General features: G+C 67.2%; 7 protein-coding genes. 1 reads left to right on the top strand and 6 read right to left on the bottom strand.

Features of this window, described 5'->3' with window-relative positions:
- Nucleotides 1-315 precede the first annotated feature (315 nt).
- On the top strand, nt 316-1449 hold the full coding sequence (mnmA, locus tag EAG14_RS00525; RefSeq protein ID WP_121727735.1) for a tRNA 2-thiouridine(34) synthase MnmA: 1134 nt from the start codon (nt 316-318) through the stop codon (nt 1447-1449).
- A gap of 237 nt (nt 1450-1686) precedes the next feature.
- On the opposite strand, the gene EAG14_RS23130 is transcribed toward mnmA, so the two are convergent.
- The 6 genes from EAG14_RS23130 to EAG14_RS00495 form a co-directional block, all read right to left on the bottom strand.
- A complete protein-coding gene (locus EAG14_RS23130) occupies nt 1687-4182 on the bottom strand; it encodes a DUF5682 family protein (RefSeq protein ID WP_371414386.1) in 2496 nt (831 codons plus the stop codon).
- 268 nt (nt 4183-4450) lie between these two features.
- Nucleotides 4451-5569, bottom strand: coding sequence for an AAA family ATPase (locus EAG14_RS00515; RefSeq protein ID WP_121727734.1), 1119 nt, complete (start codon nt 5567-5569; stop codon nt 4451-4453).
- 131 nt (nt 5570-5700) lie between these two features.
- On the bottom strand, nt 5701-6414 hold the full coding sequence (locus EAG14_RS00510) for a Bax inhibitor-1 family protein (protein ID WP_121727733.1): 714 nt from the start codon (nt 6412-6414) through the stop codon (nt 5701-5703).
- A gap of 79 nt (nt 6415-6493) precedes the next feature.
- Nucleotides 6494-7063 (bottom strand): hypothetical protein, encoded by a 570-nt coding sequence (locus EAG14_RS00505; protein ID WP_121727732.1) that lies wholly within the window; start codon nt 7061-7063, stop codon nt 6494-6496.
- Between the two features lie 232 nt (nt 7064-7295).
- Entirely contained in the window at nt 7296-11105 is a 3810-nt protein-coding gene (locus tag EAG14_RS00500) for a DUF4132 domain-containing protein (RefSeq protein WP_121730219.1), read from the bottom strand.
- 200 nt (nt 11106-11305) lie between these two features.
- Nucleotides 11306-13438: an SWIM zinc finger family protein gene (locus EAG14_RS00495; RefSeq protein WP_121727731.1), complete on the bottom strand. Its 2133-nt coding sequence runs from the start codon at nt 13436-13438 to the stop codon at nt 11306-11308.
- Nucleotides 13439-13445: the final 7 nt, after the last annotated feature.

Raw genomic sequence — 13445 nt, 5'->3', positions numbered from 1 at the left:
CGGGTTCTGCATATCCAAAGGGGTAATACCAACGCAAAAAACCATGCAATCCGCTAGCAATTGCAGGGCGCGACCAATGTACAGGGTTACGTCTACCGATACCAGATTCAGAACCAACGCGGCAGCCCTGCGGCGACGCCCGTGGCGGTGGCCGTGGTCGCTGCGCCCTAGAAGCGATGGCGCCTTTAGAACGTGTTTGCGCTTTTGTCGGAAGGCGCGTTGATGGGCACAAAATGACTCCGTCGTCATACATCCGCACGGTCTTTGCGGAGAGGAAGGGCGACAAGGCCGCTCCAAAAATACAATCGTGACCCTATGGGTAATCAACATCAGCGCGTAGTGGTCGGTCTCAGTGGTGGCGTGGACTCCGCCGTCACGGCCTATCTGCTCAAACAACAGGGCCACGAAGTGGTCGGCATCTTCATGAAGAACTGGGAAGATGACGACGACAGTGAGTACTGCTCGTCCAACATCGACTTTGTGGACGCCGCCGCCGTGGCCGATGTGATTGGCATCGAGATCGAGCACGTCAACTTCGCGGCCGACTACAAGGACCGGGTGTTTGCCGAATTTTTGCGCGAATACCAGGCGGGCCGCACGCCCAACCCCGATGTGCTGTGCAATGCCGAAATCAAGTTCAAGGCCTTTTTGGACCACGCCATGCGGCTGGGCGCCGAGAAGATTGCCACCGGGCACTATGCCCGCGTGCGCCACAACCCGGCCACGGGCCTGCATGAGCTGCTCAAGGGGCTGGACCCGAGCAAGGACCAGAGCTACTTTTTGCACCGGCTGAACCAGGCGCAGCTGTCCAAGACGCTGTTCCCCGTGGGCGAGCTGCACAAGATCGAGGTGCGCCGCATTGCCGAAGAGATTGGCCTGCCCAATGCCAAGAAGAAGGATTCGACCGGCATCTGCTTCATTGGCGAGCGACCCTTCCGCGAGTTTTTGAACCGCTACATCAGCCACGCGCCCGGCCCCATCCTGGACGACCGGGGGCGCAAGCTGGGCCAGCATGTGGGCCTGTCCTTCTACACGCTGGGCCAGCGCCAGGGCCTGGGCATTGGCGGTATCAAGGAGAAGGGTGCCCAGCGTGGAGGCGGCGCGCACGAGCCCTGGTTTGTGGCCCGCAAAGACCTGGAGAAGAACACGCTGCGCGTGGTGCAGGGGCACGACCACCCCTGGCTGCTGTCGCACCGGCTGGTCGCGCAAGACGTGAGCTGGTGCGCAGGCCACGCGCCCACGCCAGGTGCCTATGCCGCCAAAACCCGTTACCGCCAGCAGGATGCGGCCTGCACGCTGACCGCCGCCCCCGAGGGCTTTGCCCTGGACTTTGCCGATGCGCAATGGGCCGTGACACCGGGCCAGAGTGCGGTGCTGTATGACGGGGAGGTGTGTTTGGGGGGTGGGGTGATCAATGCAGTGGAGGGGCTGGGCGAGGCCGTCCGCTGAGGGCGTTGCGCACTGCGTGCCCCGGCTTCGACGGGCTCAGCCCGAACGGGCGTGTGGTGCGATGAGCCTTCGGCTGCACTCCCCCGCCCGTTCATGCGGAGCCTGCCGAAGCGCTTCCCTAGAGGTGAATTCGCCTCTGGGCATTACGTGATCAGCGCAGACAGCTATCATTTTGAGAGTGCATGACGCCCTGCCCTGGCTTCGGCAGGCTCAGCCCGAACGGGTAGTGCGGTGCCCTCACGGCCCAGCCCACGCCCCTAACCCATCACGCACCAACGCCGCCTGCAAGGCCTGCTGCAGCGCCAGCCCGGCTTGCAGGTCGGCCTCGCTGGTCTCGTAGTGCATGGCCACCAAAGCGCTGGCCGCGCCCGCGTCCCCGCCATGCAAGCCCACCACGCGTTCGGCCAGGGTGGCGGTGTCTTGGGGGCGCAGGGCCGTGAAGGCTTGGCGCAAATCAGGCAGGTGGGCGATGAAGGCGGCTTCGTCCCAGCCGCGCACCAGGGCGTCCAGCCCCTGCAGCAAGGCGGGCAGGCACAGCAGCAGCTCGGGGGCGGCTTGCATCACGCCGTTCAAAAACCGCACCGCATCGGCAGGCACGGCACCGGGGCCAAAGCGTTGGCGCAGCACGGTGTCAAGCTGGGCGTCGTCCCACAACCCCTCCAGGTACAGCAAGGCGGTGGCGGCGCCGCACACGCCGGGGGCGGTGTCGGGCTCGGTGGCAAAGCGCTGCAGGTGGGGGGTAAGCAGGCTGGTGTCGATCAACGCGAGGGCTGGGGCAGCTGTAACGGCTGGCGCATCCAGCGTATGCAGCATGCGGCCCAGTTCGCGCAGGGCGAGCAGGTGCTGCACGGCTTGCGCCTCGGCATCGGCCGGGCTGTGCTGCAGGTTGGGCAGCAAGAAGAGCGCGGCGGGCCACACACGGGCCAGCAAGCGGCGCAGCTCGGGGTGCTGTTGCACGCCCAGCGGCTCACGAGCGCGCCACAGGGTCACCAGGCGGTGGCCGCAGTCGATGACGGAGCCGAGCGAGGCGTCTTCGTTGAGGTGGGTGGAGAGCATGCCCAGCAACTGGGGCAGGCGGTGCTGCAGGCCCACCAGGCAAGCGCGCAGCAGCAGCATGACGGCGGCACTGGCGCTGCGGCCCCGGCCCTCATCCGCCAGGGCGGCTTCTTCGCGCTGCAGCTTGGCCAGGCAGGCGGCCTCTACGCTGGCGCCGTCGGCGGCCAGGGCGATCAGGCGGGCTTCGACCAGCGGGCTCCAGGCGCCGTGCCATTCTTCAAACAGCAGGTTCAGCCGCGTGCCCGCCAGAAAGTCGGGGCCGTTCACCCATTGGGCCAAGCCGGTGTCGAGGTAGGCCATGGCCTGAAAGAAGCGGCTGCGCACACGGTGGGCGCTCTTGCGGTACAGGTCCAGCCGAGTGGTGCGGGCGGTGGTGTCGTCGAGCCGCACCCCGGCGGCGCGGGCCAGGCGGCGGGCGTCTTCGATGAGGGGTGGCGAGCCTGCGCTGGGGGGCACCTCGCCCATGCGGCTGCCGCTGAGGTAGGCACGCAGGTCTGCCGTAAAGCCTCGTGTGCCTTCGTCGATGGCGCCTTTGACAAAGCACGAGCGAATGGCGTCCAGCAGGTCTTGCCGCCCCGGCCCGGCGTTGCCACGCAGATCGGCCAGGCGCTGGGCCTGCAGGGCGGCGGCCTGCACCAGGGCGGTGGAGATCGCGTCGGCCTGGTCTTGCTGGCGGGTTTGCTGGGCGTAGCCGGTGAGCACATCCAGCGCCACGGCAATGAAGGGGCTGGGCGTGCCAAGGCCGTGCGGGGCTTCGGCAGGCTCAGCCTGAGCGGATGGGGATGAAACCAACGGCCTGGAGGCCGATGGCGCCGATCCGTCGGACTCGCTGCGGTTCAGAGCCTCCCACAGGCGCTGGTAGTAGCCGGGCGAGGGCATGCCTGCGCTGTAGCCGTTGAGGGCGTCGAGCTGCTCGAAGCTGTAGCGGATGAGCCAGGCGCTGGGGGCGGCTGCCGCAGCGGATGCCTTGGCCACCTTCGCGGCCGCCGTGGCTTTGGTTTTACGGGGCTTGCTGGCGGCAGCATCACCGCTGGCAGTAGCCGCGTCACTGCGCCCGCACAAGCGCAGCAGCTCGGGCGTGTGAAAACCGCCCGTCACCACCACGATGGGCCCCTGCACCTGCGTGCGCCAGCGCTGGATGTGTGCGGCCATGTGGCGTTCGCGGGGCAGGCTCAGCTCGGCTTCGAGCACTTCGGGCTCGTAGTCCAGCCGGGCCATGGCGCACCAGCTGAACACGTCGGTGAACAGGCTGCGCCAGTCGGCCCGCTGGGCAGGGCTGCGCAGCTCAAACAGCCGGTCCCACAGGTCGTGGTGGTCGGCACAGCCAAGCTGGCGGGCCATGGCCGTGAGGTAGCGGCTGTGGGCAAAGTGGCGCTCTGCCATCTGGCTGCGCGCGGCGGTGCCCAGGGCCTCTGCGTCGCCTTCACCGTCCTCGCGCTCCCAGGCTTTGTCTTGCCAGGGCAGGTCGATCAGGGCCACTTGCGCGCCCAGCGCTGCGCCTTCGCGGATGGCGATCCACTCGGGGCTGTAGTCGCAAAAGGGGTAGAAGGAGCTGCGCGTTTCAGTGCGGGGGCCATCGGGTTCGGCGTCTGCGCCTGCTTCGGGTGCAGCGTCATCGGTGGTGTCACCGGAGATGGCGACAGGCCGCTCGCGCACGGCCTGGCACAGCCAGGCCACGGGGGGCGGGTCTGCGGCTCGCTCATCAGCGGCAGCAGGGCATGCGCGTCGTCCGGGCCTTCGATGAGGATGGCGGCGGGGCGCAGCTCGCGCAGCAGGGCGCGCAGGGCCCAGGCGCAGGCAGGGCTGTGGTGGCGCACAGGCACAAAGACGACGCGGGCCGGGTCACCCTCGGTGCCCAGCAGCTGGGGCAGTTGCTGCGCTATCGCATCGGGCAATGCGGTGGGCAGTGCTGTGGGTTGTGCCGGGGTGCCTGCGGGCATCACGCTCATTGCCACAGGCTGCGGGCGGCGTCGTGAAACTGCTTCCACAGCGTGTCGCGGCGGGCGCGCTCGCGCACCACTGTGTCGAAGTAATGGCGCACGCGCTTGGCGTCGTCCAGGCTGTCTTTGAGCACCACGCCTTGCAGCTGGCCTGCGATTTCGCGCGGGGTCAGCTCGCCGCCATTGAAGTGCCTCGCCTGCAGTGCAGCGGCATAGGCCACATTCACGGCCTCGGCGGTGGACATCACGGCGTCAAGCCCCTTGATGGCCGTGCCCTCTTGCGTCTGGCCTGCGCGCAGCTCTTGAAACGTGGTGACAAGCAAGCCCACCACATCGCGTGGCACCTGCACGGGGGCCTCGGTGCCTGCCAGCTCGCGCTGCAATTGGGCCATCACCAAATCCACCTCAAACTGGTGGTCGCGGATGGGGCGCACGGTTTCAAAGTTGAAGCGGCGCTTGAGCGCGGACGACATCTCGTGCACGCCCCGGTCGCGCAGGTTGGCGGTGGCGATGATGTTGAAGCCACGCTGCGCAAACAGGCGCGAGCCATCATTCTCGTCCTTGGCCAGCTCGGGCACGATGAGTTGCTTGTCGCTCATCAGCGAGATGAGCACGTCCTGGATCTCGGGCGGGCAGCGGGTGATTTCTTCAAACCGCACGATCTGCCCGGCCTGCATGGCGCGGTACACGGGCGAGGGCACCAGCGCGCGCTGGCTGGGGCCTTCGGCCAGCAGCAGAGCGTAGTTCCAGCTGTATTTGATGTGGTCTTCGGTGGTGCCTGCCGTGCCCTGCACGGTGAGGCCCGAATCACCGCTGATGGCGGCGGCCAGCAGCTCGGACAGCAGCGACTTGGCCGTGCCCGGCTCGCCCACCAGCATCAGGCCCTGGTGGCCCATGAGGGTGACGATGGCCCGGTCGACCAGGGCATCGTCGCCAAAGAACTTCTGGCTGACCTTGAGCCCCGCATCGCCCAGGATGAACTGCCGCACCGCACGCGGTGACAGCCGCCAGCCCGGCGGGCGGGCATGGGTGTCGGCAGCAGCCAGGCGGGCCAGCTCGTCGGCAAAGCGGTGTTCAGGGGCCAGGCGCACGGCCTGCGCAGGGGTGGGGGCAGAGGCGGTCATTTGCTATCAAATCAAGAGCTGCTTGCGCTTATCAATCAAGCGCTACAGTCACTTTTTACATCAAACAGGCAGCACCATGAAAAAAGCCGGAGCGTGGTGGGCTCCGGCTTGGTCGGCACAGCGGGGTGCGATCAATCGTCGTTGGTGGCCAGGCTGATGAGGATGCGCAGCACGTACCAGAGCATCAGCGCGATGGAGGCGAACAGGTGCAGGGCTGCACCGGCAGGGCGGTCCACAGGGTAGTCACGGATGATTTTGGAGGTGTCGTACAGCACGCAAGCGCCGGCAAACGCCACCATCAGGCCCGAGAACCAGATGCCCAGCTTGAAGCCAAAAATGGCGCCAGCGATGATGGTGCCCAGCGCCACCAGACCCACCACCTTGAGCGTGCCGCCCAGGAAGGAGAAGTCGGTCTTGGAGGTGAAGGCGGTCCAGGTCAATGCGCCCACCAGCAGCAGCGTGATGAACGCCGCCGCGCCGATGGCGCCAGGGGCCACGATCTGTGCAATGCCGAACATGGGCGCGAAGATCAGGCCTTCGGCCAGCACGTACAGGCCCAGGCCCATCAGCTGGGTTTGGGGATTGTCAGAGTTGTCGGCCAGGTGCGAGGCCAGCCAGCCCACCAGCATGAAGGCGCCCATGACGCCCAGCCACAGGAACTTGTTGCCGCTGCCCAGCAGCATCTTGGCGGCGGTGCCAGAGAAGCCGGTCATCATCAGCACGGCCGACAGCACCACGAACGCCAGGATGGCGGCGCCCAGGTGCTTGTAGGTCGAGACGATGAAGTCGCGCCGCTCAAACGGGGCACCTTCGGGTGCGTCGGGGGTGAGTACGTTAGGGTTCATGGCTTATTCCTCCTTGGTGGTTTGGCAATTTGGGAGCCGGCGCGCAGGTGCGCACCTCCTCCCCCTCTCTCTTTGAATCTCAGGCCGCTGCGGCTTGCGCTTCTTCGTCGGCAGCGCGCAGTTTACGATTGGACCACACACCGGCGGCGCCAATCAGTGTGAGGAAGATGGCAAAAATCCACATTCCCGCGCCGCTCATCGACTTGGCCGAAGAGGCTGCCTCGGCCACCAATCGCTGCTTGGTGGTTTCGTAGGCGATCAAGGCCTGGCCGTTCACCGTCACTTCGTACACCACGTCGTTGTCGCTCTTGTCGACCAGCGCCGTCACCTTCTCATCGATCATGGCACTCACCACCGCCTTGGGCGTGGTTTGGTCGATGCGCAGCTTTTGCACGTCACCGCCCGCATCGGGCTGCACGTTGATCTGGAAGTAGTGCTTGGTGGAGCGGCGCTTGCGCTTGACGGTGACTTCCGAGGCTTCCATCACTTTGCCGGTCACGGTGGTGAGCTTTTCGCGGGCGGTGAAGGCGTGGTCGCCATCGGCCTTCCAGCCGCTGTACACCGACATGGCAATCAGGCCGGGGCCCAGCAACAGCAGCAGCCATGCATAGCCGGTGATGAAAATCAAAATTTTGCGAATGAATCCCATGGCAATCCCTCTCTCTTTCTTCGGTTGTGAATCAAAACACTGAAAACGGCAGCCCGGCGTTCAAAGGCAATGCACGGGCAAGGCCGTGATGATCTTCGAATTGGGCGCTCTTGTTATCAAAAATTGCACGCGGTGTGGCCAGCGCACCGCACTGGACAAAGTGGTGGGGTGGGCCCGCTGCAGCCGGGTGTAAAAGCTGCCGAACCCGCCCCGGATGCCCCATGGCACCGCGTTACCAAGGCATCTTTTTTTCCCACTCCGCATCATAGCCAGCGCACACTTTGGCCAGCGCCAGGTAGTCGCCGTAGGCCTCGGCCAGCAGCACTGGCGGCACTTCGGCCAGGGGCATGCTGTGGTCGCCCCAGCTGCGTTGCTTGCTGTTTTCAAAGCTCAGTGTCTTGAGGGCAGCAGCGACGTTCTCTTCAGGCAGGCAGTTGCCCGAGAACTCCATCACCACGCGCACCCCTGCGCTCGCAAACTCTTTGGTGTACTGGTAGAAGAAGCCCCCGTCTTCCGCCTGCGCGCGCTGGTACCCCAGCTTGGTGAAGGTCCCGCGCAGCGTGAAGGTGTCGCTCACCCAACCCTCGCGGTCCTTGATCTCGCGCACCGCAACGCCCTTGTCGTCGGCCAACGCGATGTCCGGCGCCTTGCGGGCCATCTGCGCAAACAGGGGCGTGAGCTTGTAGTCCTTGAAGTGCGCCGTCCAGGCGCTGGCCTGCGCATCGTCCAGCACCGAGGCATGGGCCAGGCGCAGCGCGCTGCCGCCCGCCAGGGTCACTTCATCGTCGTCGGTGTTGATCAGGCTGCCGTCCTCGGTGGGGCGGAAGGTTTGCAGGCACTGCCCTTGCGCGTCCAGCTCCATCCACACCAGGCGCTGAATTAGCCGCCCGGCGATGGGGTGGGCCTGCAGGTATTCCGTCCACTCGGCCTGCGGCCAGACGCGGCCGGTGCACATGGCTTCAAACAGCCGTGCGGTCTGCAGGTCGATGACCTGCTTGAGCTCTTTCTTGCTGGACGACAGCTGTGCCTTGGTGTCTTTGGTCTGCGCAGGGTCGTCGTTTTGGCGCGGCTCGGGCAGGGCCTTGATCGGTTTGCCTTCGGGGTTGCGCAGCTCGGGCTTCATGGCCACGTCCAGCACCATGGTGAAGGTGCGGTCGCCATAGGGCAGCGCCAGCGTGCCAGTGTCGTCCAGCCCGGCGGTGGGGATGGTGCGGTCGGCCAGTTGCTCTTGCGTCCAGCCGTTGCGATCGGCAATCTCTTGCACCAGCGTGCGGGCCTTGGTTTGCACCGAGGCCGTGCGGTAGCGGCGCGACAGGCCCAGCAGCAGTTGGATGACCAAGGGATCATTGCCCGGCGCAGCGCCTTCGAGCATGGCTTCGATCTGCGCACGGCGCTGGTAGTGGTCGCGCATGTAGTGCTGCAGCAGCGTCACCAACTCGTGTCCCGGCGCGTGGGCGGCCAGGGCCAGGATGCCCTTTTCGCCAATCGCGCTGCCCAGGTACTCGCCCATCTTCTCGCGCTTGCATTCCTCAAACACCTGCTCTTGCGACTTGGCGTAGTTGGCCTCGTAGTACTGGCGGTATTCGGGCTTGGCGTTCTGGTAGCCGCGCTGGTAGCTTTGGTAGCGCCCCGCCGCGTGCTGGTGGGCGTAGGCAATGCCTTCTTCCAGCGGCGGGTGGCGCGTGTCTTGCGCGATGAACTGGCGCAGCACCGTGCTGCCCAGCGCCTGGCGGCTGGCGCTGTCCAGCAGCCCCATGTAGCGGGTGAGCAAGGCATTGCCCCCGGGCTCTTTGAGCTTGCAGGCCAGCACCACCCACCAGCGGGTGATCTCAGGCTCCACCGCGCTGCCATCGGCCCAGCGGGCGGCGGGCAGGCCCTCCATCGCAAACCAGGCCAGCCCTGCGGGGGGCTTGGCTTTGAGGCCTTTTTTGGCCTCGGCCAGCAGCAGCGCCGGGGCCAGGCGGGGCGCGATGTCTTCGCCCAGAGCCTCCAGGGCGGTGAGGAGGGCTGCGCGCACGGTTTCGCGGCTTTCCTTGTCCAGCGCCTGGGTCAGGGCGGGCACTGCGGCGGTGTGCTTCAAGTCGGCCAGCCAGCGGGCGGCTTCAATGCGCACCTCGCTCTTGGTGTGGGCTAATGAGTCGATCACGCTGCGGCCAATGTCGGGCACGCCCGCCAAGGCCTTTTGTGCCAGTGGGCGGTGGGTCTTGCCCTCGCCCAGGGCCAGCTCCATCAGGCGCGGCATCCAGCGCGCCGGGATGTACGGAAACACGGCCAGCACGCGCATCGTGGCCCCCATCTCCAGCGGCCAATGGTTGCGTTCGCGCTTGGGCGGCGCCACCAGGCCCAGGCCTTCGTCGATGAACTCGGGGTGCTCGGCAAAGAAGGGCCAAATCTGTTCGGGCGGCAGCACATCCACGGCGTTCGGGGTGTTCCAGTAGTCGCACAGCGCAGCGCGGGCCACGTCCTCCAGCGGCAGGCCTGCACGTTGGAACACCGCTGCCAGGGCACGCAGGTCTACACTGCCTGCGGGCTGCTGGCCCAGCCATTTTTGGAATCCGTCATCGGCCCAAAAGCTGCGCCAGTGGTGCGAGGCCGTGAGCCAGCGCACCAGGTGCACCGGGCCAAAGCCGGGCAAGGTGTACAGGCGGTTGCCAGCGCTCACCACGTTGGCCACTTCGCCGTTGCGCACCCGCTGCGCATCTTTCTTGTCGCCTTCGCCGTTCAGCAGTTTCAGGGCCGCTTGCAGATCCTCGGTGCTCACCTTGCCCAGCTTGGCGTAGTGCTGCTGGCACCAGGTGTACTTGTGCTTGGCGTCCTTGTTGCTTTGGATCTCTTCTTCTGCAGCCTTGCGGGCGCGCTCCACCACTTCCTTGCGGTTGGCCTCAAACAGCTGCAGTGCCGCATCGCCCAGGGGCGCATCGGCAAAGGGCGTCCACTCGGGCGCGGGGGGCAGGGCTTGGTCTTGCGCATCGCTGGCCGCACCCAGGCGGTTCAAGGCGGCACGAATGGCTTGCTGCACGGGCTTGCTGGTTTCGCTCTCGAGCGCTGCCTCCAGCAAGGGCGCGGTGGTATCGGCGGGCCAGCGGGCCAGCAGCTCGGCCGCCTGCGTGCGCTGGGTGGTTTCGCCTTCGCGCAACAGGGCGCCCAACAGGCGCAGGCGGTCTTCGGTGGGAATGCCTTCGAGGTGTTTGACGGCCTCGGCGCGCGTGGTCTTGGCGCCGTCCACCGCCAGGGCCACCAGCTCGGGGGCAAAGGCCGTGGTCAGGTTCTTGGCTTGCCCGATGCGCCTTGCCAGCTCCACCTTGCCGCTGGCAGACAGCTGCTGCAGCAAGGCCCGCACGGCCTCGGGGTGGTCTCGCATGTACTCGGCCACCTCGGTGGGTTCTACCAGTCCGCGAAAGCGGTCGGAGTAGTAGCTGTCGAGCCCCTTTCGCTCAAATACCAGTTGCAGCACCAGGGTTTCGTCCAACCCCTCATGCGCCAACAGCTGGGCGAACAAGGGCACGCGCCAGGCGCGCCGCTGGGTCAGGTCGTGTTGGTTGCTGTGCCCACCAAAGGAGGCGTGCAGCGCGTCGTTGACGAGGTATTGCAACCAATCAGGAATGGGCGCGCCGGGGTGGTCCAGCGACTTGCCCTGGTCGCCCGCCGCCAGCACCTTGCCCAGCCGCACGATCACCTCCAGCGGCACCGGGTGCTTGGCCACGCTGTCGTAAAACGCGGCGCGGCCCGCCATGCTTTTGTCGCCCGCACTTTGCGACTTGCCGCCATGCCCGGCATGAAAACCCCAGCGCAGGCGACCAGGCTGGCCCAGCAGGTTGCTGCTGACCTCGGACGGTGTAACGGAAGCCAGGTCCTGCAGCACGCCTTCTTCAATGCCCTCGGTGATGAATGCCAGCGCGCGCTCTGCCACACGGGGGGCCGAGAGGGTGCCCAGCGGCTCCATGGCCTGGCGCAGCAGGTTCACCTGGCTGGCAGTCAATGCACCCGCATCGCTGGTGGTCGATCCCAGCACGGCTTTCACCATCTTGTCGAGCAATCCCATGGGCATCCCTTGTAGGTTGTGTGCACAGGGGCGCCAAGAGCCCCGTCAAAGAGGCTCCGTCAAAAAGCCTCAGCGTAAAAACCGAGCATTCTGGCAGCAGACCGTGGCGATTCAAGGGGTGCGGCCCCCTCTTGGGCGGGTTGCGTGAGCCCGGTGTGGCATATGTCGCACGCTCGCCGCATTTGCCGCTCGGATGTGTATCAAGGCGTATCGAATTCGGCACACAAAGGCAGGCCGTCCAACTCCAAAGTCCACTGCGCCAGACAGGCCAGTGGCAACAGGCTGTGGCTGCTGGGGGCGAGCAGATGGGTGTGCAAGGCGGCATCCAGCGTACGCAGGCCCACCGAGGCCAGCGCAGCGCGCGCCTGCACCAGGGCATCACGCTGCGCATCGGTCAGTGCCATGCGGCCCGTGGCGGCCTGGGTCTCCAGCACGGTCATCACCGGCTGCAGCAGGCGCTGGGCCAGCGTGGGCTGCGCCAGCGCCGGGGCGGCCTGCTGCTCTTTGCGCCACTGCATCAACCGCAAAATGCGCTGCGCCAGCGGCGTGGGGCGCGCTGGCTCGGTGGCAAAATCCAGCGACACGGCTTGCACCGCATCGCCGGAAGAACCCGCAGACACGCCGCTGCTAAGCACCGCCACGGGCACCAGCAAGGTCTCGGCCCCGGTGCGCTCCACACGCACCAGCACGGCATGGACAGGGGCCTGCCGGGCGGTGAGGCGGTCCAGGTTATCGAGGCGCAGCGCGGTCTCGTCGCTGACGGGAACGGTCAGGCGCAGCCACTGGCCCGCCTCGTCCTGCAATGCCCAGTGCAACTGCTGGCGGGTCTCGTCCAGCACCGGGGCGTGGGTGCGACTGGGGCGCAGCAGCAGCATGTCCACCGGCTCACCGCCCAGGCCGGTGGCGGCCTGCAGCGGCCCGCGCAAGTCGGCCCAGCGGCCACAACCCAGCGTGGCCAGGCGCGGGTCGTCGGCCCGCCAGGCGGGGGCAGCACTGGCGCGGCTGGCGCCGCCCACGGCCAGGCGGCCATCGTCTGCCAAGCGGGGCTGCTCCAGCTGCAACGGCGCCTGGCACAGCTGGTGCGCCGCCCCGGCACCGGGCCAAACGGCCAGCGTGGCCCAGGCGGCGTGGCGAGAAAACCCCGGATCGCTGCCATCGGGGCGCGCCAGTGTGGCCTGCAGCAGGCGCTGGCCGTCCACGTCCCACAGCCCCAGGGTCAGGCCGCGCGCACCGCCCAGCGTTTGCCACCAGTAGGCCCCCAGCGGCAGCAGCGCCAGCGTGGCGGTCTCGTCAAAATCACGCCGCACACGACCGCGCAGTAGCGCCAATGTGTCGGGCGTCGCCTCGGGGGCGCACAGCGCCACGCACAGGGCATGCGTGCGGGCCATCAGGGCCAGTGCGTCGGCCTCCAGCGTGCGGTGGTCACGCCGCTCCAGAGCGTCGACCATGCCGGCCAGGTTGCGCAGCAGTACCGCCAGGCGCGGCAGGCCCTCGCCCCGGGCCGACATATTCAGCGCCAGCAGCTGGGCACTCGACAGGCGGCTTACGTGCGCCAAGCCGCCACGCAGCAGCTCGCCCAGCAGCGTTTGCACCTGCTGCACGAAGGCGCGCTCGCTAATGCCCAACGGGCGTGGCGCCTCGATGGCGGGTGTCGCCTGGGGCGCTTGCCCATCGGGCCACGCCAGCGGCTGCCCTGTGGCACTGCGCACGGCGGCCAGGGCGATCAGGTGCACAGCGCGCCGCTCCCGCGCGGGCACCTCGGACACCATGCCGTCAAACCCGGCCCCGGCCAACCAGCGGCAGCTCACGCCCAGGGCGGGCAAATCCACCACCAGCGCGCTGCCTTGCACGCGCCACTCCACCCCGCAGGGCAAAGCCTGCAAGGCCCGCCGCTGCGCGGCCACACCGGCGGCTTTGAAGAGGGTGGCAGAGTCCAGCGCTAGCACTTCTGCCAAGGGGTCGGCCTGCGCCGCAGGGGGCGGCGGCGCGGGGGTGTCAGCGTTGGCCTCCAAGGCAGCCGCGTTGGCGGGGACGGCTTCGGGCACGGAGGCTTCGAGGCCTCCTTCCGGCAGCGCACGCAGCCACAGCGCTGCCACCAGAATGTGCTTGCACAAGCCGGGCGCCGGGCAGTCGCACTGCGCCTTCTGGGGACCGCGCGCGTCCAGTTGCACCTGCTGGCCATCGGCCTGCACCACGCCATCGGTGTCGCCCTGGCGCTGCCACTGCACTTTGCCTGCCTCCACGTCTTTGGCGGCGCGGCGCAGCAGCCCTGCATTGGCCAACGTGGCCAAGGTGTCGTCGTCGTAGGCGCGGTAGGCGTGGGTCCAAGTCATGTGGGTT

The organism is Acidovorax sp. 1608163 (assembly GCF_003669015.1).
In the GTDB taxonomy this organism is placed as follows: Bacteria; Pseudomonadota; Gammaproteobacteria; order Burkholderiales; family Burkholderiaceae_C; genus Acidovorax.
This window is presented reverse-complemented; position numbering and strand designations above follow the sequence as displayed.

What these genes read in the sequence shown, in the direction of transcription:
- mnmA (WP_121727735.1), top strand. Translation starts at nt 316, where the DNA reads ATGGGTAATCAACATCAGCGCGTAGTGGTCGGTCTCAGTGGTGGCGTG.
- EAG14_RS00500 (WP_121730219.1), bottom strand. Translation starts at nt 11,105, where the DNA reads ATGGGATTGCTCGACAAGATGGTGAAAGCCGTGCTGGGATCGACCACC.
- EAG14_RS00505 (WP_121727732.1), bottom strand. Translation starts at nt 7,063, where the DNA reads ATGGGATTCATTCGCAAAATTTTGATTTTCATCACCGGCTATGCATGG.
- EAG14_RS00495 (WP_121727731.1), bottom strand. Translation starts at nt 13,438, where the DNA reads ATGACTTGGACCCACGCCTACCGCGCCTACGACGACGACACCTTGGCC.
- EAG14_RS00510 (WP_121727733.1), bottom strand. Translation starts at nt 6,414, where the DNA reads ATGAACCCTAACGTACTCACCCCCGACGCACCCGAAGGTGCCCCGTTT.
- EAG14_RS00515 (WP_121727734.1), bottom strand. Translation starts at nt 5,569, where the DNA reads ATGACCGCCTCTGCCCCCACCCCTGCGCAGGCCGTGCGCCTGGCCCCT.